A 24,749-nucleotide genomic window follows, 5' to 3' on the forward strand; every position below is an offset into this window, starting at 1 on the left:
AGTTTATAAGGGCGTAACAATTTACAAATGTAGTCGTCTCTCTTATAACAATCAAATCAAAATTCATCAATCAAATCAAAAAATCAATCACAAATGAAATCGCTATTTTTATTTTGCATTTTAATGTGCTCTACATTATTTGCACAACCGTCAGTTAACTTACCAAAAGAAGGTTCAATTTCAGGAACAATCATTGATGCCCATCTAAATCAACCATTGCCCTACGTGACTATTGTCATTAAAAACAGTAAAAATGAAACCATTACGGGCTCGATTACCCAAGATGATGGCAGTTTTAAAATCTCTAAACTTTTAGAAGGCCAATACTCTGCAACAATTCAGTATATAGGTTACAAAACCGTTATACAGCCTTTCCTAATTGGAAAAGATTCTTACGATGTAAATTTGGGCAAGATTCTTTTAGAAGAAAATGTGGCTGCGTTGGATGAAGTTACCGTGATCGCAGAAGTTTCCAGCATTCAGCAAAAAGTGGACAGAAAGGTCATTACCGTCGGAAAAGATTTAACCACTTCTGGGCCTACGGCTTCTGATATTATGAACAATATCCCCTCAGTGACTGTTGATCCACAGTCTGGAAATTTGAGCTTGCGAGGCAACGAGAATGTACGTGTAATGGTGGATGGCAAATTGTCAAATGTCCCAGTGGACCAACTATTGAAACAGATCCCTTCGACGTCCATCAAACAAATTGAATTGATCACCAATCCATCTGCACGATATAACCCAGAAGGCATGAGTGGCATCATCAATATCATCCTCCATAAAAACACCAATATCGGTTTTAACGGGAATCTTAATGTGGGTCTGACCAAAGAAATAAACGCAAAATTCAACAGCTCTGTCGATTTGAATTACAGAAATGGAAAGTTTAATCTGTATGGAAATTATGGTAATAATATTGGTAAAAGCACCAATTATGGCACTCTCGATCGACCGGATGACAATTCACAGCAAGTTTTTGATTTCTTCGACAACAGCAAATCCCATCTTTACAAATTTGGAGTTGATTTTTATGCAGATGACAACAATACCATCTCCATATTCACAAATCAAAACACCTACGATGGCAAAGGAACGGGCACCATTAATATTTTGAGACCAAATACTGCTCCGCAAGGACAGCTCTTTAACAATATATCTGATAATCTGTCTTCCCAATACAATTTCGTATTCAAACACAACTTTGCCAAGGAAGGTGAAAAAATTGAATTAGAAGCGGACTACAACACTTATGAGGAAAACGAATCTTCTGATTTCATATACTCCAACATTTCTTTTCCTCCAAATTATATAGATTTTGTGAGCACTGACCGTGAGCAAACCACCATCAATTTGGATTATGTGAATCCATTAAGTGAGTCAGCAAAACTGGAACTCGGTCTTGAGGCACGTTTATTTAATACGGATGTCTATTATGATTCTACAGGAAAATCATTCGATGAAACTGGCGCAATCATCAATACTCCTAGTACAGACTTCAATTATAACAGGGATATTTATTCAGCATATATCACCTATGGAAAAACTTTTGAAAAATGGAGTTATCAAGTTGGAGCGCGAGCAGAAACTGTTACCGAGGACGCAAAAGCCATTAGTATAACAGAAAATTCAAGAGACACCAATCCGTTCAAAAATGATTATTTCCAAGTATACCCCTCCGCCTTTTTAACCTATACACCGACCGATAAAAATTCTTTTCAGGCCAGTGTGAGCAGACGTGTGGACCGGCCAAGTTTACGACGTGTCAATCCTATTAGAGAATGGAGCAGTCCCTTAACCTCCTCTTACGGAAACACAGAATTGCAGCCACAGTTTACAAATTCCATGGAAGTTAATTATACCCGAAAACTGGATAAGGGTTCCATTACTGGAGGTGTTTTTTACCGCATGATTGAGGATGAAATCAATCGTGCCGCCTTTATTGACCGCTTAGACTTGAACAAGATGATTCTCTCCTATGATAATTTCGATAATACTTCGGCCTATGGCATTGAACTATCAAGTGCCTACAAACCGACGACATGGTGGAATTTCAACGCCAGTTTTGATCTTTTCTCACAAACCCAAAAGGGAATTTCTGAAATTCTCGACACCCCTTTAGGCCAGGAACCTACAGTGGATGACATTCTACTTACCGAAATTAAAGTAGACAACATTGCCTACAGTTTTAGAATGAGCAACAATTTTAAAGTCACCAAGAAACTGACACTTTCCGCTTTTGGAATGTATCGATCAGCACAAGAGAGTTTACAATTCAAAAGCAAGCCCATGTACTTTGTAAATACTGGTTTACGCTATTCATTTTTGGATGATGCAGCCACATTTAGTTTTAACTACAATGATATTTTCAATACCATGAAAGCAAGGTTTGAGAGCGATAGGCCTTATACCCAAAAAGGACAGTTCAACTGGGAAAGCAATGCTTGGTATGTCGGATTGTCCTACCGCTTTGGAGGTGGGAAATATAGAGCCTTACAACGAAAATCCAGAGATAAAAATGAAGCATCATCTGGTGGAGGTTTTATGTAACAACATCGCTCTGTAATCCATTTGATGGTTGGTAACATGTCAATTCAGGTTATTTCTCTCGTCGGACAACTGTTTTTCGGTATTAAAATATGTTAATATTTTGTTAAATTAACGTGTTTTCTTGGAATACAGCCTTTTAAACCATTGTTTTATAGAACCTAACAAACTGTACTTATTTTTAAATTGATTTGAATTAGCCTTCTACTTTTTGAAAAGGAAGTATTTGGGAATTAGGTATACATTAAAATCCGGAGTTTATACTTCGGATTTTTCTTTTTTCAAAACGAATAATTCTCATTCATTAATTTCTACAACGTCAGCTCATTCTTTTCAATTAGAGAGTGTTTTTATTTTTACAGAATTTAACCTCAGATGTTAATTTTGAAGGTCAATACCTCCAAAATTTCGCGGTTTATGTTAATTGAGAGTTAAAAATTTATTTTGATAAAATAAAACAGAAGTTTCTACGTCTAATACATAGTGATAAGTTTTATAATCTAATCAAGTGTTAGTTAATGTTGGTTAATTGCAGAAAAACCCGAGACAGAATTATGTTTCGGGTTTTTTAATTCCTGCAAAAGCAGGAATCTCATTGTTGTTATTACTATCCTACAGATATAGCCTTACCCCCACTCCAATAGCTATTGGATTCATTCCGTCTATTTTGTTCCTATCAATGTTTTAGCCATCTCACAATTGCCATAGAGATCTCGAATAATTATGTGTCACATCATATTCTTAATCAACTACTTCATGAAATCGACTTTTAGTCTGCACGAATTCAGTGTGTTCGCTATTTAAATCCTGAGAAAAATAATTTTGAGGGATTCTACAACGCCTTTAGTGCTCGAAATTCGCCTTACTTAAACTCGAGATTCCTGTCTTCACAGGAATTGGTTACCACTTAATGATCACACTCCCCCATGTAAATCCGCTACCGAAGGCAGCCAGTACCACCACATCGCCTTCTTTGATTTTACCTTCTTCCCAAGCTTCAGTTAGCGCAATAGGAATTGAAGCGGCAGTTGTATTACCATATTTTTGAATATTGTTGAACACTTGGTCGTCACTCAACTCAAATCTTTTCTGTATAAATTGCGAAATCCTCAAGTTGGCCTGATGAGGAATCAACATGTCGATGGCTTCCTTTTTCAGATTGTTTTTTGCTAGACCTTCCATAATAACCTCACTAAACCGGACCACCGCATTTTTAAACACAAATTGTCCATTCATGTGTGGAAAATAGCTTTCGTCATTGGGATCATTATCTTTAAGGATGTCATTCACCCAACGCTTCCCCATCCCAGGAGCAACCAAAACCAATTCTTCGGCATGCTCTCCTTGTGCATGTAAATGCGTAGAAAGAATCCCTTTAGTGTTATCTTCTTCCCGTGTCAAAATAGCAGCCCCTGCTCCATCACCAAAAATGACCGAAACCCCACGTCCACGCGTAGTTTTATCCAATCCATGGGAATGTAACTCACTCCCAATCACCAAAATATTCTTATACATACCGGTTTTTATATATTGGTCAGCCACTGAAATAGCATATACAAATCCCGAACACTGATTTCGAACATCCAATGCGCCTACAGTTTTGATGTCCAAGGCATGCTGTACCTGTACACCTGGTCCTGGAAAATACATATCAGGACTCAAGGTTGCAAACACAATAAAATCAATGTCATCCTTATCTATTCCCGCACGTTCAATGGCAATTTTAGCGGCTTTTATGCCCATTCCGGAAGTTGTGTCTTCAGAATTTTCAATTGCCCAACGACGTTCCTTTATACCTGTACGTTCTTGGATCCATTCGTCATTTGTATCCATCATTTTAGAAAGATCGTCGTTAGTAACCACATTATCAGGAACATAATACCCTAATCCAATTATTTTGGAGTTATACATAAGTTAATTTGTTTAGCGTTAAATAGATTTGCAATTTAAGCAATATTCATAGTATTCATAAAATTACCGATTTTAAATACCAAATTCAGATAATAGCGCTTCATTTTAACATTTATTTGAGGTTCTACTAGCCGTGTTTTGATTATTTTTAGAGCTTTAACTAAAATTTAATCCATAATGAGAGCGTTTCTACTAAGTATTTTCTTTTTGTTGTCCATGTTTGGCTTTGGGCAAGTTAATTTATCGTATCAAAAACCTGATCCAAGCATCTTAAATCTTGCAGAAGCGCCATTGGCACCACGCATAAGTATGGATCGGCAAGGCGAAAACATTATATTTCTTTACCGAAGCAATTTTAAGACTATCGAGGAGCTTTCTGAAACTGAGATGCGCCTTGGTGGGTTACGAATAAATCCGGTAACCAATATTGGTAGCAGAACCACATATTCTACAGATCTCAAAATCAGAAAAGGGAGAGAAGGCGATCCTCAAAATATTTCAGGAATGCCAGAAAACGGACGTTACGCTTATCTATCATGGTCTCCAAACCAAAATTATGCTGCGTTTACAAACACCACTTCAAAAGGTGTAGAGTTATGGTACATTGATATCAGCACCGCACAGGCGAAAAAGTTAACCGAAGACAACCTCAATGCCAATATGGGCAGACCTTATACATGGTCAAAAGACAGCAACTATTTATTGGTACAAACCCTTCCTGCCTCTAAAAAAGAATTGATTGATCCAGAGAAATCTGTGCCTGAAGGGCCAACAATCTCTGTAAGTGAAGCGGGTGTAAAAGCTCAAAATAGAACCTATCAAGATTTACTTAAAAATCCAAACGACGAATATAACTTTGAACAATTGGCATTGTCCGATATTCAAAAAGTGAATTTGGACGGATCGTCTTCAAATTGGAAATCCACCGATATTTACCAAGACATGAATTTTTCACCAGATGGTAAGTATGTAATGGTCACCACCATCAACAAACCTTTTTCCTATTTGGTGCCTTATAGCAGATTTCCATCGACCACCACTATTTATGATGCGCATGGCACCTTGGTTAAAAAAATATTGGAAGTGCCACTTATTGAGGATTTACCACAAGGATTTATGGCCGTACGCACTGGAATGCGTAATTTAAGCTGGCGTAATGACCAGCCTGCCACCTTAGTATGGACTGAAGCATTAGACGGCGGAGATCCTGCAAAGGAAGTGGCGTTTAGAGATGAAGTATTTCAACAAAAAGCACCATTTACAGCAAAAAAGCAATCCATTTTAAAAACAAAAGATCGCTATGCCGGAATTCGTTGGGGTAATGAAAATACTGCCATTGCTTATGATAGATGGTGGAACAGCAGAAATACAAGAACTTATTTATTTGATCCTTCCAATGCCAGTAAAGCTCCGAAAGTTCTTTCTGATAGAAATTATCAAGATGTCTATAGTGATCCAGGAAATTTCGTAACTACTTTGAATGCTTATGACGAATACGTTTTAGATCTTAATGACGGAAAAGCCTATTTAATTGGTGATGGTTTTAGCGCTGAAGGGCAATTTCCATTTATAGACGAAATGAATCTTAAATCACAAAAAACAGAACGTTTATACCAATCGAAATTGACCGATAAAGTTGAGAATATTGCTTTCGCCTTAGATGCTAAAGCAGGTGAGTTTGTGGTTCAGATTGAATCAAAAAACGAATATCCTAACTATTATATCAGGAACATCAAAAAGCGTATCGCATTACAACCTTTGACACAATTTGAGAATCCGTTCAAAAGTTTACAAAACGTCCATAAAGAAGTCATTTCTTACAAACGTGATGACGGATTGCCGTTAACCGGAACCTTATATTTACCAACAGATTATAAAGAGGGTGAAAAATACCCAATGCTCATGTGGGCATATCCTCGTGAGTATAAAGACAAAAACAGTGCAGCTCAAAGCACTTCAAACTCCAATGAATTCACCTATCCATCCTACGGTTCACCTTTATTTTGGGTAGCCCGAGGTTATGTTGTATTGGATGATGCAGCGTTCCCAATTGTTGGAGAAGGCGACGAACAACCTAACGACACTTTTGTCAAGCAATTGGTAGGCAATGCCAAAGCGGCCATTGACGCTGTTGATGCCATGGGCTATATTGATCGTGATCGCGTGGCGGTTGGCGGACATTCTTATGGGGCGTTTATGACGGCGAATTTACTATCACATTCCAATTTATTTGCTGCAGGTATCGCTAGAAGTGGCGCTTATAACAGAACTTTGACACCTTTTGGGTTTCAAAGTGAAGAACGGAACTATTGGGAAGCACCTGATGTCTACAATACCATGTCTCCATTTATGAATTCCCATACTATGAAGACACCTTTATTACTGATTCACGGTGAAGCCGACAACAACTCTGGTACTTACCCAATGCAAAGTGAGCGTTATTTCAACGCCCTAAAAGGTTTGGGAGCACCAGTAAGATTAGTCATGTTGCCTAATGAAAGCCATGGTTATAGTGCCAAGGAGTCCGTTATGCACATGTTGTGGGAACAAGACCAATGGTTGGAAACTTATGTGAAGAACAAAAAGAAGGATAATCCTATTAAAGCGACAGAAAGTATTAAAAATTAAGACGTGAACGATTCAGGTTTCAAGAATTATGAGAGGTAGGGAATCAGTGGGATTATATTGATTACTGACGACTGAAAACTGAGGACTGAAAACGATTAAGCCATTCTTTACACGGAATGGCTTTTTTTATGCCATATTGTCACAAAAGCTGGATTGGCATTTTTGTTGACTACTACAATGAAACAAACTAAAGTTCAAACAGTTTCCCTCCCGATAGCTATCGGGATTCGAGGGAATGACAAAAATTATAAATTATGACAAAAGGAAATATTAATGTTTCGGTAGAGAACATCTTTCCACTGATTAAGAAGTTCTTATACAGTGATCACGAAATATTTTTACGTGAGTTAATCAGTAACGCTACAGATGCTACTTTAAAGTTAAAGCACTTAACCAATATCGGTGAGGCAAAAGTAGAATATGGCAATCCGAAAATCGAAGTCAAAATCGATAAGGAAGGCAAAAAACTCCACATCATTGACCAAGGAATTGGGATGACTGCTGAAGAAGTTGAAAAATACATTAACCAAATCGCCTTTTCAGGAGCTGAAGAGTTCTTGGACAAATATAAAGATGCTGGAAAAGATTCAGGCATCATCGGACATTTTGGATTAGGTTTCTATTCCGCTTTTATGGTGGCAGAGAAAGTTGAAATCGTAACTAAATCTTACTTAGAAGATACAGAAGGTGCACGTTGGACTTGTGATGGTTCTCCAGAATTCACTTTAGAGGCAGATGCCAAAACAGAACGTGGTACAGAAATCATCCTTCACATTGCAGACGATTCTCTTGAGTTTTTGGAAGAATCTAAAATCCGTGAACTATTGACCAAATACAATAAGTTCATGCCTATTCCAATCAAATTCGGAACTAAGGAAGTTAATGATCCAGATCACACACCTGAGACCAAAAAAGATAAAGACGGTAAAGAAACTACTGAGCCCCAAAAGAAAATTACCGTTGACAATATTATCAACAATCCAAATCCTGCGTGGACTAAGCTGCCTACCGAGTTAGAAGATAAGGACTACAACTCTTTTTACAGAGAATTGTACCCAATGCAGTTTGAGGAGCCGTTATTCCATATCCATTTGAATGTAGATTATCCATTCAACTTGACGGGAATTTTATATTTCCCAAAAATGACTGGCGATTTGAACATCCAAAAGGACAAAATCCAATTGTACCAAAACCAGGTATTTGTTACGGATAATGTAGAAGGTATCGTTCCAGAATTCTTGACCATGTTGAGAGGTGTGATCGATTCTCCAGACATTCCCCTGAACGTTTCTCGTAGTTATTTGCAAGCAGATGGCAATGTGAAGAAAATCTCTTCATACATCACTCGTAAAGTGGCTGATAAACTGAAATCGTTGTTCAACGAGAACCGTGAGGATTTTGAGAAAAAATGGAATGACATCAAAATCGTAATTGAATACGGAATGCTTTCTGAAGACAAGTTCTTCGAAAAAGCAGATGCATTCGCTCTATATCCAACGGTTGATGGCAAATACTACACCTATCAAGAATTGTTCGATAAAATCAAGGGCAATCAAACGGATAAAGACGGCAAATTAGTCATCTTATATGCGTCCAATGAAGATGCGCAACACAGTTATACGGAAGCTGCAAAAGCTAAAGGCTATGAAGTGTTGTTATTGGATTCGCCAATTATTAGTCATTTGATGCAGAAAATGGAATCCACTAAGGAGAACATCACTTTTGCACGTGTGGACGCTGATCATATTGATAACTTGATCAAGAAAGACGATACAAAAATCTCAAAACTGTCCGAAGAACAGCAAACAGAACTGGAAACTATTTTGAAAGAAGCAATTCCTTCAGAAAAGTTCATGGTTCAATTGGAAGCTATGGATAGTGATGCGTCACCGTTCATCATCACCCAACCAGAGTTTATGCGTCGTATGAAAGAGATGCAAGCAACTGGCGGTGGCGGTATGTTTGGGATGGGCAATATGCCAGAAATGTACAATTTGGTGGTCAATACCAACTCTGAATTGGTGGGTGAAATTTTAAGCACCAAAACTAAGAAAAAACAAGAACGATTGATTTCTCAAAGTTTAGATTTAGCACGTCTGTCTCAAGGCTTGTTAAAAGGAAAAGAACTGAGCGAATTCATCAAACGTTCTTATGAGATGATAAAATAAAACCCAATAATGCGGGTCATTGCAAGAAGCCTTTTTAGGCGACGAAGCAATCTCATGTTCAAAATGCAAAACCATCCCGTCAAAAGCGGGATGGTTTTTTTGTGCTATACTTTGAAGGTCAATTCAATCCATTTCGAATAATTAAAATTGAGATCTCTACTATTTTTTTAAGTCTACTTTTTGTTTTTGAATAATTTAAAAATTATCTTCGGAGGAATCGTAGGATTCGGTGGACGAAAAGCTCATTTCCAACAAAACAGCAACTTTCCCTAAAAGTTGTTTTTAAACAGAATATCTGACAGCTATACTTCAGGAAGTCTACATCCATAAAGGATCCACACATCATCATATACTATCGAAAAATGAAAATAAAAAAGGTACTTATTGCCAACAGAGGAGAAATTGCCATTCGCACAATGCGCGCCTGTACAGAATTAAACATCGCTACAGTTGCAGTCTACACCTATGAAGACCGTTATTCACAACATCGTAATAAAGCGGATGAATCCTACCAAATTGGTGAAGATAATCAGCCTTTAAAGCCGTATTTGGATATGGATGAAATCATCTCTTTGGCAAAATCCAAAAACGTTGATGCCATTCACCCAGGTTATGGTTTTCTCTCAGAAAACTCAGAATTTGCCCGAAAATGCGCAAAAAACGGCATAATTTTCATTGGACCAACTCCGGAAGTTATGGATGCTTTGGGCGATAAGATTACAGCTAAAAAAATTGCCGTAAAATGTAAGGTGCCTATTATTGAAAGCAATAAAAAGAAGTTAACTTCATTAAAAGTCGCCTTATCAGAAGCAAAAAGTATAGGCTATCCTTTAATGCTGAAAGCTGCTTCGGGTGGTGGTGGACGCGGGATGCGCATCATCAGAAAAGATGAGGATCTGGAGCAGAATTTCGATTCTGCCCGAAACGAAGCTTTAAACTCATTCGGTGATGACACAATGTTTCTCGAAAAATACGTGGAAGATCCGAAACATATTGAAGTTCAGATTGTAGCCGATAATCACGGTAACATCCGTCATTTGTTTGAACGCGATTGTTCGGTACAACGCCGTCATCAAAAAGTGGTGGAGATTGCACCTTCTCATAACGTTTCTGAAAAAGTCAAACAAGAACTTTATAAGTACGCCGTAGATATTGCCACGGAAGTCAATTATAATAATATTGGAACCGTCGAGTTTTTAGTCGACAAGGAAGACAATGTCTTTTTTATTGAAGTCAATCCGCGGATTCAAGTAGAACATACCGTTACTGAAATGGTGACGGGAATTGATTTGGTCAAAACCCAAATTTTTATTGCTGGCGGTTACAAATTATCAGATCAGCAAATCAAGATCTACGAACAAGAATCTCTAAAAACTTATGGCTTTGCCTTACAATGCCGATTGACCACAGAAGATCCTGGTAATAATTTTACACCAGATTATGGCACGATAACAACGTATAGAAGTGCTTCGGGCATGGGCATCCGTTTGGATGCAGGAAGTATTTACCAAGGCTACAGTGTGAGTCCTTTTTTTGATTCGATGCTGGTCAAAGTTTCTGCACATGGTAGAACTTTAGATGGCGCCGTTCGTAAAATGGTGCGTGCTTTAAAGGAATTCCGAATTAGGGGCGTCAACACCAACATTCACTTTTTACAAAATGTAATCTTACATGATACGTTTAAAGAAGGAAAAGTAACGGTCAATTTTATCCAGAACACCCCTTCCCTATTCCAGATCAAATTACCACAGGATAGAACAACCAAAGTCACCCAATTTTTGGCTGAAGTGATTGTCAATGGAAATTCTGATGTAAAACATAAAGATGACAGCAAAGTCTTTAGAAATCCGAAAGTTCCAAAATCTAATTTAGCCGCTCCGCATCCCAAAGGCACAAAAGACATGCTCACGGAAATGGGATCGGAGAAATTCTGCGAGTGGCTCAAAAACGACACAAAAATCCATTATACCGATACGACCATGCGTGATGCACACCAATCGCTCCTCGCCACCCGGATGCGAACTTTTGATATGATGAAAGTTGCCGAAAGTTTTGCGAAAAATCATCCCAACACTTTTAGTATGGAAGTTTGGGGAGGTGCTACTTTTGATGTTTGTCTTCGCTTCTTGCATGAAAGTCCTTGGACACGCTTGCGCGAATTGCGAAAAGCAGTCCCAAACATTTTGTTTCAGATGTTACTGCGTGGCAGTAATGGTGTAGGATATAAAGCTTACCCTGATAATCTCATTGAGAAATTTGTTGAAAAATCTTGGGAAAATGGAGTTGATATCTTTAGAATCTTTGATTCCCTCAACTGGGTCAAAGCCATGGAACCAAGCATCAATTATGTGAGAAATAAAACTGGCGGCATTGCACAGGCTGCCATAAGTTATACAGGGAATGTTTTAGATGTCAACGAAACCAAATACACCCTAAAATACTACACCCAATTAGCCAAAGACCTTGAAAATGCCGGGGCACACATGATTGCCATCAAGGATATGGCGGGATTGTTGAAACCCTATGCAGCAACGGAATTGGTGGGTGCACTAAAAGACACGGTCAAACTGCCCATCCATTTGCATACCCACGACACCTCATCTTTACAAACTGCAACCTACCTTAAAGCCATCGAAGCAGGCGTAGATGTGGTTGATGTGGCCTTGGGAGGCTTATCGGGATTGACTTCACAACCCAATTTCAATGGGATTGTTGAAATGATGAAAGGTCAACCACGAGCACACGACTTTGAGATGAATACTTTAAACCAGTTCTCAAACTTTTGGGAGGATACCCGTGAACTCTATTATCCTTTTGAATCGGGATTAAAAGCTGGAACTGCGGAAGTATTTCAGCACGAGATTCCAGGTGGTCAGTATTCCAATTTGCGACCACAGGCGATTGCTTTAGGTTTGGGAGATCGGTTTGACGAAGTAAAGAAAATGTACGCCAAGGTCAATGCTATGTTTGGGAACTTGATAAAAGTCACGCCGAGTTCAAAAGTAGTTGGTGATATGGCGATTTTTATGGTCACCAATAATCTGACCCCAGAGGATGTGATGGAACGTGGCGGAGAAATTTCGTTTCCGGAATCAGTGATCAATTTCTTTAAAGGTGATTTAGGTCAACCAACAGGAGGCTTTCCAAAGAAATTACAAAAAATAATTTTGAGAAATCACAAAGCCTATACCGATAGACCAAATGCGCATTTGGACCCTATAGATTTTGATGCGGAATATGATGCTTTTAAAAAGAAATTCCAAAAAGGTTTTACCAGAGCTATTGAAATTGAAGATTTCCTCTCCTATACCTTATATCCTAAAGTCTTTGAACAGGCGCACGAGAATTATAAGCTGTATGGTAACTTAAGTTTAGTACCCACCAAGAATTTCTTCTATGGCATGAAGCAACGTGAAGAAATATTAATCGAACTGGAACCTGGAAAGACCATAATTGTCAGATTGCTTTCTGTAGGCATTCCGAATGAGGAAGGCGTCAGAATTGTTTTCTTTAAAGTGAATGGTGAAAACCGCTTGGTAGAAGTTTTGGATAGATCACTCAATATCAAAAAAGAAACCCATGAGAAGATTGATCCAGCAGATACCACTCAAATCGGCGCACCTTTACAAGGTTCTTTATATAAGGTATTGGTGAAAAGAGGTCAAAAAGTCAAAGAAAATGATCCATTATTCATCATTGAAGCGATGAAAATGGAAACTACAGTAACGGCATTTAAGGCAGGAAAAGTAAAATCCATCACTATTAAAGAAGGTACGATGGTGATGCAGGATGATTTGATATTAACAGTGGAATAATAATTATCAATTTGCAATCTGATGTCTAAAAAATTTAGAAATAAATACAGAATAGATTCCACCCGATTGCAGTATTGGGATTATGGTAGCAATGCCGCCTATTTTGTAACCATTTGCACAAAAAATCGGATTCATTATTTTGGGGATGTGACAGAGACACAAGATATTGTGTCTCCACCAATGCAATTATCAGAAATTGGAAAAATAGCAGATCAAAATTGGCGATCTATACCAGAACATTTCCCATTTGTGAAATTGGGAAATCATGTGATTATGCCGAATCATGTTCATGGAATTATCATTATTGATAAACCCATTGGTATGGATTCTGCTGAGGTACAGACGCAAAATTTTGCGTCTCCACCATTGCAAAATTTTGCGTCTCCACCATTGCAAAAATTTGAATCTCCACCAATGCAAAATACTGCTTCACCACTTGAACAACAGCAAAAGAACAAATTTGGCCCACAATCTAAAAATTTAGCATCTATCATACGAGGCTATAAAGCATCAATAAAAAAATATGCAACCATGAATTCCATTGATTTTGCTTGGCAACCTCTTTATCATGAGCATATCATTAGAAGCACCCAATCATATCAAAGAATTTCCAATTACATTTTAAACAATCCGATGAATTGGAAAAAGGACACATTTCACAAATAAATACATATCTTGGAACCATGAAAAAACTACTCTTTATTTTACTGGCAGTACCGCTCCAATTGTTGGCGCAGGAGGTGCCTGGATCTGTTCAATTTTGGGACACTCTTAAAAGTCACTGTGGAAAATCTTACGAAGGTGAAATTATGGCTGGAGGCCAAGAAGGCGATGGTTTTACTGGCGAAAAATTGGTCATGCATGTTCGTAGTTGTGAGGACAATATACTCAGAATTCCGTTTTTTGTTGGTGATGACAAATCGCGTACTTGGGTATTGACGATGGGAGAAGATAACTTAATTCTCTTAAAACACGATCATAGAAAGATGGATGGCACTGATGATGATGTCACTCAATACGGCGGACTTAGTCCAAATACAGGACGCGCTGACATTCAATTTTTTCCAGCCGATCAGTTTACCGCCAACCTATTGGCCCACGCCGCAAATAACGTCTGGTGGATTACCGTTGATGAGAGTTCATTTACTTACAACCTTCGTAGAATAGGCACGGACAGATTGTTTTCTGTGAAATTTGACCTCACCAAGGAAGTAGAAACGCCTGGTGCACCTTGGGGAAGCGAAGATTAATCTGATTGCTTTTCATTCATAATCGATAAAAATCAAATAGTTAAAACCACTTCCGAACAAGAAGTGGTTTTTTAATTGCTAAAATATCAAAACCAATAACCTTAAAATAACCTCAGCATTGAATTAGAGCAAATCAATTAGTTTACCTTTGCAGGCAATCACATAAACATTTGAAAGAACTCCTCACATCCATAGAAATATTCCTAAAAGGTTCCGACTTTTATAGAGGTATCAGATTGACCTTTTCCGCGATAACACCTTTGGCTGTCCTATATCTTTTGGGCCATTTTGAATATGCTCCTGCCATTGCTATGGGTGCTTTTTTAAATGCTCCTGGAGATATTCCGGGAAGTTTAAAGCGTAAGGTCAATGCTATTTTAATCAGTACTGTATTAACAATGCTGATTACGGCCACCATCCTGTTTTGCAAGCCTTACCTCCCACTCGTCGTTGTAGCCTTGGCCGTTTTTTCATTTTTTGTCTCCTTCATTTCCGTTTATGGATTTAGGGCATCTATGGTATCTCTTTCTGGGTTATTGGCCATGGTATTGGCTTTTGCAGTTGAAAAAGAAACGCCATTTGAAATTTTATCCCATGTGTTACTGATTGGTTGTGGCGGACTTTGGTATTTGCTCATTTCTTATCTATTCAGGAAATTATCACCCAAAAAAGATGAAATCCAGTTTTTGTCGGACAGCATGTCTCTTATTGGAGAGTATTTAAAATTACGAGCGCGCTTGTTGACCAAAAAGACAGAACGTCAAGAACTCATACAGCAGGCTTTTGTACTGCAAAGCCAAATCAATGAAAAGCACGAAACCCTAAGGGAGTTACTTCTTTTAGAACGTAAACGTTCAGGACGCTCCCATTATGATGAAAAACATTTATTGATCTTTATTTCTTCAGTTAATATTTTTGAGATCATTGAAGCCAAGCATTTAGATTATAACGAAATAGACCGGCTTTTTAGCGATCGAAAATACCTTAAAGCTTTTAAGAACCTGAATAATGTCATGGGGAATCATTTGATAACCTTATCTGAGTTACTGATTAAGAACGATAAAATTCCGGAAAATAATTTCTTAATAGATGCCCTGTCCGAAGCTAAAAACGCTATTTCCTTATATGTCGAAGACATCAAATTGCCAAAGGCTCGTGAAGGGGCTTTGGCTCTTCGGAATCACTATGATTACCAAGAACAACTCTTAGAGGAAATCCGGGCCATACGTCGCGTTATGGCAAACGTCAAGGACGCTTCAAAAGTTTCCTTAAAGCGTCATTATACGAGTCAATTTTTGACACTTCAAGAATATCGTTTGAACGTTATTGTTCAAAATTTTAGCTTTGATTCCACCTTGTTCAGGCATGCGCTTCGATTTACAGTTGCCATTATATTTGCCTTCATTTTAGGAACTCTATTGGATATAAGAAACACCTATTGGATTCTCCTGACCATTATTGTGATCATGCGCCCCAACTATGGCCTGACCAAAGAGCGCTCCAAGGACCGAATTATTGGGACTCTTATTGGTGCCACCATAGCTATTGGCATCGTATTGCTGACCCAAAATGTGATCATATATGGGATTTTAGCGATCATTTCGTTAACCTTGGCGTTTTCATTGATTCAGCAGAATTTTAAATCGGCAGCAGCTTTTATCACCATAAATATCATATTCGTGTATTCACTTATCACTCCTGATGCCTTTCAGGTGATCCAATACCGTGTGATTGACACCATCATTGGTGCGGGAATTGCCGTAATTGCCAATTACACTATCTGGCCAAGTTGGGAAGCCTTAAACTTAAAGAATGTGCTGGTCGATGCTTTAAACAAGAACAGAAAGTATCTTTTGGCTACCCAAGAATTATATTATGATAAGAATAAAAATGAACTCCCTTATAAATTAGCACGGAAGGAAGCCTTTCTGGCCATAAGTAATCTAAATGCCGCCTTCCAAAGATTGACTCAAGATCCGAAATCGAAACAAAAGGAATTTCAACTCATCTACGACATGGTGACCTTAAACCAGACCATGGTGTCGGCCATTGCCTCTATAGGCAGTTTCATCATCAATCATCAAACCACTCCAGCTTCCAAAGAATTTGATGCTATCGTTCGGAGAATAGCCAATACGCTTGAAGCTTCCTGTTCCATTTTAAATGAGGTTAACGCCGACTGTGAAACCATGACTATCGATATTGAAGAAGCACAGGAAAAACTAATGGAAACCTATCATAACCTATCCAGAATGCGTGATGAAAACCTGCAAAATGGTTTTACAGAATTAGATAGAGAGAGTCTTCATAACCTCCAAGAGGCCTATCTGATTGCCAATCAATTGATTTGGCTAAAGACGCTTTCTGACAATCTTAGAAAAGCAACTTCAAAGTATCAGGAGGTTCTATAAAAAGATTATCAACAATGCATTACACATATTGGCTTCCATCACCTAGCTTAAATCAAAATACTTTGAAGTTTAGGGCACTATATTGACTATTCCGATTTAAGTTTCATTTGATCAAGAAATTCGGGGTATTAAAGCCCACTGGTGAGAATAAAAAACCACTTCAACAAAAAGAAGTGGTTTCTAATATTTATAAACAATTGTGGTCTTTCAACAAATAAATTTCATGTCTTATTCTTTATATGCACCCACACCTTCTCTCATCCACTCTATATATTCCTGAGCATTTGGAGTATAACCAACTGGATCATTAAGATTTTCCTCATCATGATCTATCAAGACATAAAAAGGCTGCGTGTTTGTTTTATATCTTATGGTCTGGAACTCGCTCCATTTCTGTCCGATATACTTCAACTGTTTGCCTGGTCGTAACTGCGATTCTACGATCTCATCGTCCTCAAGTTTTCGCTTATCATCAACATATAAGGAAATCAACACCACTTCATTCTTAAGAATATTGAGTACTTGATCATTTGGCCAAACGTTCTGCTCCATCCTTCTACAATTTACACACGCCCATCCCGTAAAATCCAACATAACTGGTTTGCCGACTTCCTTGGCGTAGGCCATTCCCTTATCATAATCATTGAAGGCCAAGATTTGATGTGGTGCCAAAAGATGTCCACCATCAGGAAGCACTTGTGCTTCACCTGAACTAAACCCTCCTCCGGTTTTGGAATTACCTACACCATAAGGCGATTCAGAATAATCCAATGGCGGTGGGAAGGCACTAATCAAATTAAGAGGCGCACCCCAAAGTCCCGGGATCATATAAATAGTAAAACTCAGTACCAACAAACCAAGACTCAAACGTCCTACAGAAATATGGGTCAACGGTGAATCATGTGGTAATTTGATCTTTCCGAAAAGGTAAAAAGCCAAGGCACCAAAAATAGCAATCCAAATCGCGATGAAAACCTCGCGCTCCAAGAAATGCAGCTGCAGCACCAAATCTGCTTGAGATAGGAATTTGAATGCAAATGCCAATTCCAAGAATCCTAAAACCACTTTAACCGTATTCAACCAACCACCTGATTTCGGCAGCGAGTTCAACCATCCTGGGAATGCCGCAAATAATCCAAATGGCAATGCCAAGGCGATCGAAAAGCCCAACATCCCAATCATTGGTGCCAATCCGCCTTTGGTGGCAGAGAGTACAATAATATTCCCTACAAACGGTCCTGTACATGAGAAGGATACTATGGCAAGGGCCAAAGCCATGAAGAATATTCCAGTATAGCCACCCTTACCAGCTTTACTGTCGATTTTATTCGCCCACGATTGTGGCAACATGATTTCAAATGCACCTAAAAAGGATACCGCAAATATCACAAGAATAAAAAAGAACAGTAAATTAAAGGTTACACTTGTAGAGAACTCATTAATGGCGCTCGCACCAAAGATGGCCACGACACCTGTGCCCAAAATAACATAAATGACGATAATACAGAGGCCGTAAATAATGGCGTTTTTTACTCCCTCAGCCTTGTTCTGACTTTGTTTGGTAAAGAAACTGACCGTCATGGGTATCAATGGGAAGACACAAGGAGTGAACAAGGCGATAAGCCCTGCACCCATTCCAAGAATAAAAATCGTCCAAAGACCACTGTTCTCGGCTTCTTTCTCCTCTCTTTCAGTAACAATGACCTCTTTATCGCTATCTATCTTTACAGGTTCCTGAAAATTAATAGTGCCGCTTTCTTCTGAGACATTCGAATCTGTGCCAGTGAATCCTTCAGCTTTTGAAAGATCAAAATCCAAGTCGATATAAGATGGAGGCAAACATCGCATGTCATCACAGACCATAAATTCGACTTCACCCTTAACTATTGAAAGTTCCTTGTTGAGTATATTGATGCGTTGTCTGAATTCAGCTGAATCATCAAAATACTTGATGCGCATATTAAATACTGGGTCATTAACGGTACGCCCTTCTTCTTCGGTGGTATTACCCATAAGTTCAGCATCTGCACCGGTATCATAAGTAAATGTCGTTGGAATTGGGCCATCCTCAGGTACATCTTGTGAGTACAAGTGCCAACCTCTGTCGATCGTGGCTTTTGAAATCAGATCATACTCTGTGTCAGAGATTTTTTCTACTGAAGTCGACCATTTTACGGGATCCAAAACCTGGGCTTTCACAGCTGTCAATGTCATTGAAACCAATAAAAAGTAAAGAAAGATAGTTCTCATTTGATAGTATTCGTTAGGGTAGTATCAATATTTAAAACAGAAAAAAAACATAAACTGTAACTTCTCTATCACTAAGACGTTGCAAATGCGGAATGCCCTTATAATAATTTGTTAAAAATATTAATACTTGTAAAAATCAAGGTGCAAAGGTAATTAAAAGAAGTAGGAAGACATACTATTTTGGAAGGTTCAGACGGAGTTTAACAAAGTCTTTAGAACCTTTTTTATCTTATACGAATTGAAAAGAATATTTTATTTCACATCAATGACAAACTGCCCGCAAGTTGTTTTAATGTGATCTCTGACAATTTAGCTTGATAAATAGCATTACTCAAGCGTAAAGTGGCTTGAATATAATTGAGTTGTGCAGTTCTAAACTCGATGGTTGGGATCGTTCCTATTTTATATTTCGCTAATGTAATATCAAGGTTTTCCTTGGCAATGTTTTCGTTGCTGGTTTCCAATTCAATCAAGCTCAAATTGGTCTGATAGGTTTGGAATGCGGTATGCAATTGCGTTTTTATAGTTTCTGTTCGCTGTGCTATGGCAATAGTCGAATTTTCAATTTGAAGCTTTGCAATTTTTTCATTCCGATTTTGATTGGAGCCGTTAAAAATATCAATACTTGCAGCGAATCCGTAGTTCCAACCTTGTGCATTATTTTTTGTGGTAAAGCCCAAGCTCGATTCTGAATCGCTAAAATTATATCCTGTGTTTGCAGAAATTCTGGGATAACGATTGCCCTTAACCTGTTTTAATTCCAGTTCCGAAATTCGCTTACTGATCAATAATGCCTGCAATTCCGGGTTTTGGGTTGTTGCGAGATCCTCCAGTTCAGAAAGCTGCAAATTACTTGCAATCAACACCTCATCCCTAACCTTAAATTTTGTTTCGGGATCACGAGCCATAATTTCATTAAGTCTAATTTTCGTATTAGCATAGACTTCACTTTGCCTAATGTAAAGTGTCTTATCCGTATTGAGATCCACTTGCGCATTTAGCACTTCCAACTTAGAAGCCTTTCCAATATTAAATCGGTTATCGGCAAGTTCTACACGCTGCCGGGAAATGACCAGAGTACTGTCCAAAGCGGTCAATTGCTGCTGGTGTTGAACCAAATCATAATAAGTGATCATCACATCCCTAACCCGATTCAATAAGGTACTTTGCAATTCTGCTTTTCCCAATTTTTCAAGTTCTTTCAGTTGGTCATACCGTGCGAACATGCCAAAACCATCAAAAATAGTCCAGTCCAGTCCAACGCCATAATTGAGACTGTTGTTTTTGGCATTATCCAATTCGATCACCTCGCCATTTGAGCGGGTTTGCGAAATATTTTGAGTGCTGTTATTGGTGTTGGCCTGAGCAAAAACTCTAGGGAGCATGCCGGCAAATCCGGGACTGACACCAAGAGAATCTGTTTTCAAATTGTTTTTTGCCAAACGAATATCGTAATTGTTTTCCAAGGCAATTTCTACCGCTTCCTCAAGTGTCAATAGATCTTGGGCAAGCGTATTAATGGAAAATAATCCCAAACATATACTTAGATATAGCGGCCAGAGTTTATATGGTTCCATAGGTATCAATTTTATCAAATTCTGGATGATGTTTTCTTTTTCTTGACCACATCATATAAATAGACGGAATAACGAACAAGGTCAGAACAAGTGAAAACATCGTGCCCCCAATGATAACTACTCCCATTCCGATACGACTTGTTGAAGCCGCTCCGATGGACAATGCAATTGGCAATGCCCCCAATGCAATAGTTAAACTAGTCATCAAAATTGGACGCAGTCGGGACACTGAAGCCTTCCGAATAGCTTCATCTTTCGGAATGCCCTCTTCCCGAAGTTGGTTGGCAAATTCTACAATCAAAATCCCGTTTTTCGTCACCAACCCAATTAACATGATGGTACCGATTTGGCTAAAAATATTCCAAGTCTGTCCAAATAACCACAATGAAAATAAAGCTCCCGCAACTGCCATAGGCACAGTAAGAATAATAATAAATGGATCTATAAAACTTTCAAACTGAGCGGCCAAAATTAGAAATATCAACAATAAAGCCAATCCAAACGCGAAGAGGGTATTGGAACTACTTTCTACAAAATCTCGCGACTCACCGCCTAAATCAGTGGTAAAAGTTTCGTCCAAAACCTTCGCACGTATGCTCTCCATGGCGTCAATACCATCACTAATACTCATCCCAGGTGCCAAACTTGCAGAAACAGTGGCCGACATATAACGATTGTTGTGATAAAGTTGCGGCGGACTACTGTGTTCTTCAGTAGTCACTAAATTATCCATTTGGATCAATTCGCCTTTATCGTTTTTGACATACATTGAGGTGAGATCCATCGGTTTACTACGATCTTTCTTGTCAAACTGTCCGATCACCTGATACTGCTTTCCATTCATCATAAAATAACCGAAACGCTGGCCACTTAACGATAATTGTAAGGTTTGTGCAACATCCAAAACCGAAACGCCCAAGCTCTTTGCCTTTTCACGATCAATAGTGACATAGATTTCAGGTTTGTTGAATTTCAAATTTACATCCGTATTGGAAAAGACCGGATGATCCTCGGCTTCTTCCATAAATTCAGGAATTACTTCGCGCAACTTCTCAAAATTCTGAGCCTGAATAATGTATTGAATTGGCATCCCTCCCCTTCTATTTACAGCGATGGTTGGGGTTTCTGAGACACTCACACGGGCGTTTTCATAGTTTCTGGTCCATCGGGAAAGATCTTCGGCAATTTCTTTTTGAGAACGATCGCGATCACCTGGATCTACCAACGAAATTGTAGCACGGCCACTATTTACTGAAGACGATCCCCAACCTGGAGAAGTGATGATCAAACTCACCTTTTTTTCTGGAATGGAATCATTGATCAAATCGGTTATCTCCGTCATAAACCGATCCATATACTCATAAGATGCACCTTCTGGAGCCGTTACGTTAAGTCCGATATAACTTCTATCATCGTAAGGTGCTGTTTCTTTTTGAAGTAAACTATAGAACACCCCTATCATCACAATACAAATGGCCAATACCGGAAAACTCCACCATTTATTCTTCAGGAACTTTCCTAATGAACTGGCATAGGCATTATTCATCTTCACGAAAAAAGGTTCTGTATACAGATAAAACCGTGTTTGGTTCTGCTTTCCAGGTTTCATCAAATAGGCATTCAGCATCGGCGTTAATGACAAAGAGACGAACGCCGAAATCAAAACGGCCGCACCGATAACAACACCAAATTCCCTAAACAATCGGCCAACAAAGCCCTCTAAGAAAATTACAGGAAGAAAAACTGCTGCCAGCGTCACCGAAATGGAAATCACCGCAAAGAAAATCTCATTGGAACCTTTTATGGCGGCTTCAATTGGCGACATGCCTTCTTCTACTTTCTTATAGATATTTTCCGTGACCACAATCCCGTCATCCACCACCAATCCCGTGGCGAGCACAATAGCAAGTAGGGTCAATACATTGATAGAAAACCCAAACATCCACATAATAAAGAATGTCGCAATCAAGGACACAGGGATATCGACGAGTGGACGCATGGCAATAGACCAGTTTCTAAAGAAGAAAAAGATGACCAGGATGACCAAAACAATAGAAATTCCCAAAGTTTCAACAACCTCGGTGATGGCGCGTTTAACGAACAACGTATCATCAATCACAATGTTCAATTTGAAATCGGCCGGCAAATCCTTTTTAAGCTTGTCAAATTCCTCATAGAAAGCGTCGGCGATGGCCACATAGTTGGTACCTGGTTGCGGTACTATGGCCAAAGCCACCATTGGCTGCCCAGAGTCGCTCAACTTAGTTTCCATATTTTCAGCCTCCAAGGTGGCCCGTCCAATATCACTAAAACGCACTACTTTCCCATCCTCAGAGGAGATGATGATATCATTAAATTCTTCTTCGGTAGAGAGATTACCAATGGTTTTTATGGTCAATTCGGTGTTGGCGCCCGTTAATTTACCAGAAGGCAACTCGACGTTTTGCGACAACAATGCGCTTCTGACTTCAGCAACGGTTACACCGTACGACGCCAATTTTAAAGGATCAATCCATAAACGCATGGCATACTTGCGCTGTCCCCAAATTTGCACACTACTCACTCCTGGAATGGTTTGCAAACGCTGCGCTAAAACATTGTCCGCATAATCGGTAAGTTCCAAGATGTTTCTATTATCACTTTGAACCGTCATGGAAATAATGGCACGAGAATCGGCATCAGCCTTTGACACTACCGGTGCAGCATCAATATCCTGAGGCAAACTACGTATGGCTTGTGACACTTTATCACGCACGTCATTGGCGGCTTCCTCAAGATCTTTATCAAGATTGAATTCAATACTGATTCGGCTGGAACCCTGGTTGCTTGAAGAGGTTATATTTCTGATCCCATCAATACCGTTGATGGCTTTTTCGAGTGGTTCAGTAATTTGGGATTCAATAATATCAGCGTTCGCACCGGAATAACTGGTGCTCACCGAAATTTGTGCTGGATCAATAGAAGGAAATTCCCTTACTCCAAGATAGGTAAAGCCAATAATCCCGAACAGCATAATGGTCAAGTTCATGACAATGGCCAGTACGGGACGTTTAATACTTAAAGTAGATAAACTCATCAGTTAGGATTGATTCTTTAAATTCACTTTTACCGGGGTACCATTTCTTAGTGACATGACTCCTGAAGTTAATATGGTATCACCTACCTTAATTCCAGAAAGGACACGTACTTCACTATCCGTTCTCGCCCCTGTTTCAACTTCAATTTCCTTAGCTTTCCCATTATCCATGACGAATATTTTCTTGCCGTTTTGGATAGGGATCAAAGCTTCCGTCGGTACCAATAACGCGTTATTGACGGTTTCAAGTGGTAAGGTCACATTGGCAAAAGCACCAGGGTATAATTTATCTTCCCTATTTTCGGCAATAGCCCTCATTCTCAAAGTTCTTGAGGCAACATCCACCTGTGGTTCTATCGCATAGATTTTCGCCGTGTGTTCTACTTTGGAATTGGAGGTTGTAAAGGTCAATATGGTGCCCACTTTCATACGGGAAACATATTTTTCCGGAACGGCAAATGTTAATTTTAGCTGACTTGTATTGACCAACTTGGCAATTGGTGTTGACGGTGTGACGTAGGTACCTTTAGAAATAGCGCGTAAACCGATGGTTCCTGAAAAAGGTGCGCGAACAGTTGTTTTTGATAGTTGGGCCGCTATCAGATCAGCTTGGGCACGGGCAGATTCAAAATCGGCGTTGGACACATCAAATTCCTCCTGACTTATGGCCTGTTTATCCAATAAAAGCTTGGCTCTTCTTTGATTTTCAGAAGCCAACTGTTGCGCTGTTTTTACTTGCGACAGTTGGGCCCGAAGTTCAATATCATTGACTTTAAAAAGAATTTGTCCTTTTGAAACCTTTTTACCTTCTTCAAAATTGATACTCTCTACAATTCCAGAGATTTCACTTCGTATCTCAATTTCCTCATTGGCTTCCAAGGTGCCGGATAGTGTAAGGTTTTCTGCGAATTTTTCGGCTTGGAGGACTTTCCCTTCAACACTCATCACAGTGACTGTTCGTTGGGCGCCTTTCGGACTGCTAGCTTTGGAATTCACACTAATTCTATTAGCGATGAGCGCAATTATTCCGCAGATAATAATGGCGATAATAATGTATCTTTTTTTCATTAAAAGATGGTTATATAAATTCAGGATAGTTCATGGTATCACAAATCT

General features: G+C 39.0%; 12 protein-coding genes. 7 read left to right on the top strand and 5 right to left on the bottom strand.

The features are described from left to right. Positions 1 to 93 precede the first annotated feature (93 nt). Complete coding sequence (locus J4051_RS14190; RefSeq protein WP_208234540.1) at positions 94 to 2,550, top strand: outer membrane beta-barrel family protein; 2,457 nt, start codon at positions 94 to 96, stop codon at positions 2,548 to 2,550. Positions 2,551 to 3,447: 897 nt separating this feature from the next. Here J4051_RS14190 and J4051_RS14195 read toward each other — a convergent pair. Beyond that, positions 3,448 to 4,458, bottom strand: a complete 1,011-nt coding sequence (locus J4051_RS14195) for a 3-oxoacyl-ACP synthase III family protein (protein WP_208234541.1) — start codon at positions 4,456 to 4,458, stop codon at positions 3,448 to 3,450. A 177-nt stretch (positions 4,459 to 4,635) separates the two neighbouring features. Between J4051_RS14195 and J4051_RS14200 the strand changes: the two genes are divergently transcribed. From J4051_RS14200 to J4051_RS14225, 6 genes are all read left to right on the top strand, one after another. Continuing rightward, a complete protein-coding gene (locus J4051_RS14200; protein WP_208234542.1) occupies positions 4,636 to 7,086 on the top strand; it encodes a S9 family peptidase in 2,451 nt (816 codons plus the stop codon). A 254-nt stretch (positions 7,087 to 7,340) separates the two neighbouring features. After that, positions 7,341 to 9,254: a molecular chaperone HtpG gene (gene htpG / locus J4051_RS14205; RefSeq protein ID WP_208234543.1), complete on the top strand. Its 1,914-nt coding sequence runs from the start codon at positions 7,341 to 7,343 to the stop codon at positions 9,252 to 9,254. Positions 9,255 to 9,616: 362 nt separating this feature from the next. After that, positions 9,617 to 13,069 carry a pyruvate carboxylase gene (locus tag J4051_RS14210; protein ID WP_208234544.1) on the top strand — a complete coding sequence of 1,151 codons (3,453 nt, stop codon included), beginning with the start codon at positions 9,617 to 9,619 and terminating at the stop codon, positions 13,067 to 13,069. Between the two features lie 21 nt (positions 13,070 to 13,090). Then, on the top strand, positions 13,091 to 13,735 hold the full coding sequence (locus J4051_RS14215) for a transposase (RefSeq protein WP_208234545.1): 645 nt from the start codon (positions 13,091 to 13,093) through the stop codon (positions 13,733 to 13,735). Positions 13,736 to 13,752: 17 nt separating this feature from the next. Then, entirely contained in the window at positions 13,753 to 14,319 is a 567-nt protein-coding gene (locus J4051_RS14220; RefSeq protein WP_208234546.1) for a hypothetical protein, read from the top strand. 170 nt (positions 14,320 to 14,489) lie between these two features. Beyond that, the gene (locus J4051_RS14225) at positions 14,490 to 16,730 is read left to right on the top strand and encodes an FUSC family protein (protein WP_208234547.1); all 2,241 of its coding nucleotides are present in this window, start codon (positions 14,490 to 14,492) and stop codon (positions 16,728 to 16,730) included. 228 nt (positions 16,731 to 16,958) lie between these two features. Here J4051_RS14225 and J4051_RS14230 read toward each other — a convergent pair whose 3' ends face one another. From J4051_RS14230 to J4051_RS14245, 4 genes are all read right to left on the bottom strand, one after another. Further along, positions 16,959 to 18,980, bottom strand: a complete 2,022-nt coding sequence (locus J4051_RS14230; RefSeq protein WP_208234548.1) for a protein-disulfide reductase DsbD family protein — start codon at positions 18,978 to 18,980, stop codon at positions 16,959 to 16,961. 257 nt (positions 18,981 to 19,237) lie between these two features. Further along, the gene (locus tag J4051_RS14235) at positions 19,238 to 20,557 is read right to left on the bottom strand and encodes a TolC family protein (protein ID WP_208234549.1); all 1,320 of its coding nucleotides are present in this window, start codon (positions 20,555 to 20,557) and stop codon (positions 19,238 to 19,240) included. Then, a complete protein-coding gene (locus J4051_RS14240) occupies positions 20,544 to 23,633 on the bottom strand; it encodes an efflux RND transporter permease subunit (RefSeq protein ID WP_208234550.1) in 3,090 nt (1,029 codons plus the stop codon). Before J4051_RS14240 ends, J4051_RS14235 begins: the two co-directional genes overlap by 14 nt. 3 nt (positions 23,634 to 23,636) lie before the next feature. Then, positions 23,637 to 24,701, bottom strand: a complete 1,065-nt coding sequence (locus J4051_RS14245; protein WP_208234551.1) for an efflux RND transporter periplasmic adaptor subunit — start codon at positions 24,699 to 24,701, stop codon at positions 23,637 to 23,639. Between the last annotated feature and the right edge of the window lie 48 nt (positions 24,702 to 24,749).

Origin of the sequence: Gelidibacter pelagius, assembly GCF_017581925.1 — a bacterium.
Lineage (GTDB): Bacteria > Bacteroidota > Bacteroidia > Flavobacteriales > Flavobacteriaceae > Gelidibacter > Gelidibacter pelagius.

Coding starts and splice junctions, on each gene's coding strand:
- J4051_RS14190 (WP_208234540.1), top strand. CDS start 94: ATGAAATCGCTATTTTTATTTTGCATTTTAATGTGCTCTACATTATTT.
- J4051_RS14195 (WP_208234541.1), bottom strand. CDS start 4,458: ATGTATAACTCCAAAATAATTGGATTAGGGTATTATGTTCCTGATAAT.
- J4051_RS14200 (WP_208234542.1), top strand. CDS start 4,636: ATGAGAGCGTTTCTACTAAGTATTTTCTTTTTGTTGTCCATGTTTGGC.
- htpG (WP_208234543.1), top strand. CDS start 7,341: ATGACAAAAGGAAATATTAATGTTTCGGTAGAGAACATCTTTCCACTG.
- J4051_RS14210 (WP_208234544.1), top strand. CDS start 9,617: ATGAAAATAAAAAAGGTACTTATTGCCAACAGAGGAGAAATTGCCATT.
- J4051_RS14215 (WP_208234545.1), top strand. CDS start 13,091: ATGTCTAAAAAATTTAGAAATAAATACAGAATAGATTCCACCCGATTG.
- J4051_RS14220 (WP_208234546.1), top strand. CDS start 13,753: ATGAAAAAACTACTCTTTATTTTACTGGCAGTACCGCTCCAATTGTTG.
- J4051_RS14230 (WP_208234548.1), bottom strand. CDS start 18,980: ATGAGAACTATCTTTCTTTACTTTTTATTGGTTTCAATGACATTGACA.
- J4051_RS14235 (WP_208234549.1), bottom strand. CDS start 20,557: ATGGAACCATATAAACTCTGGCCGCTATATCTAAGTATATGTTTGGGA.
- J4051_RS14240 (WP_208234550.1), bottom strand. CDS start 23,633: ATGAGTTTATCTACTTTAAGTATTAAACGTCCCGTACTGGCCATTGTC.
- J4051_RS14245 (WP_208234551.1), bottom strand. CDS start 24,701: ATGAAAAAAAGATACATTATTATCGCCATTATTATCTGCGGAATAATT.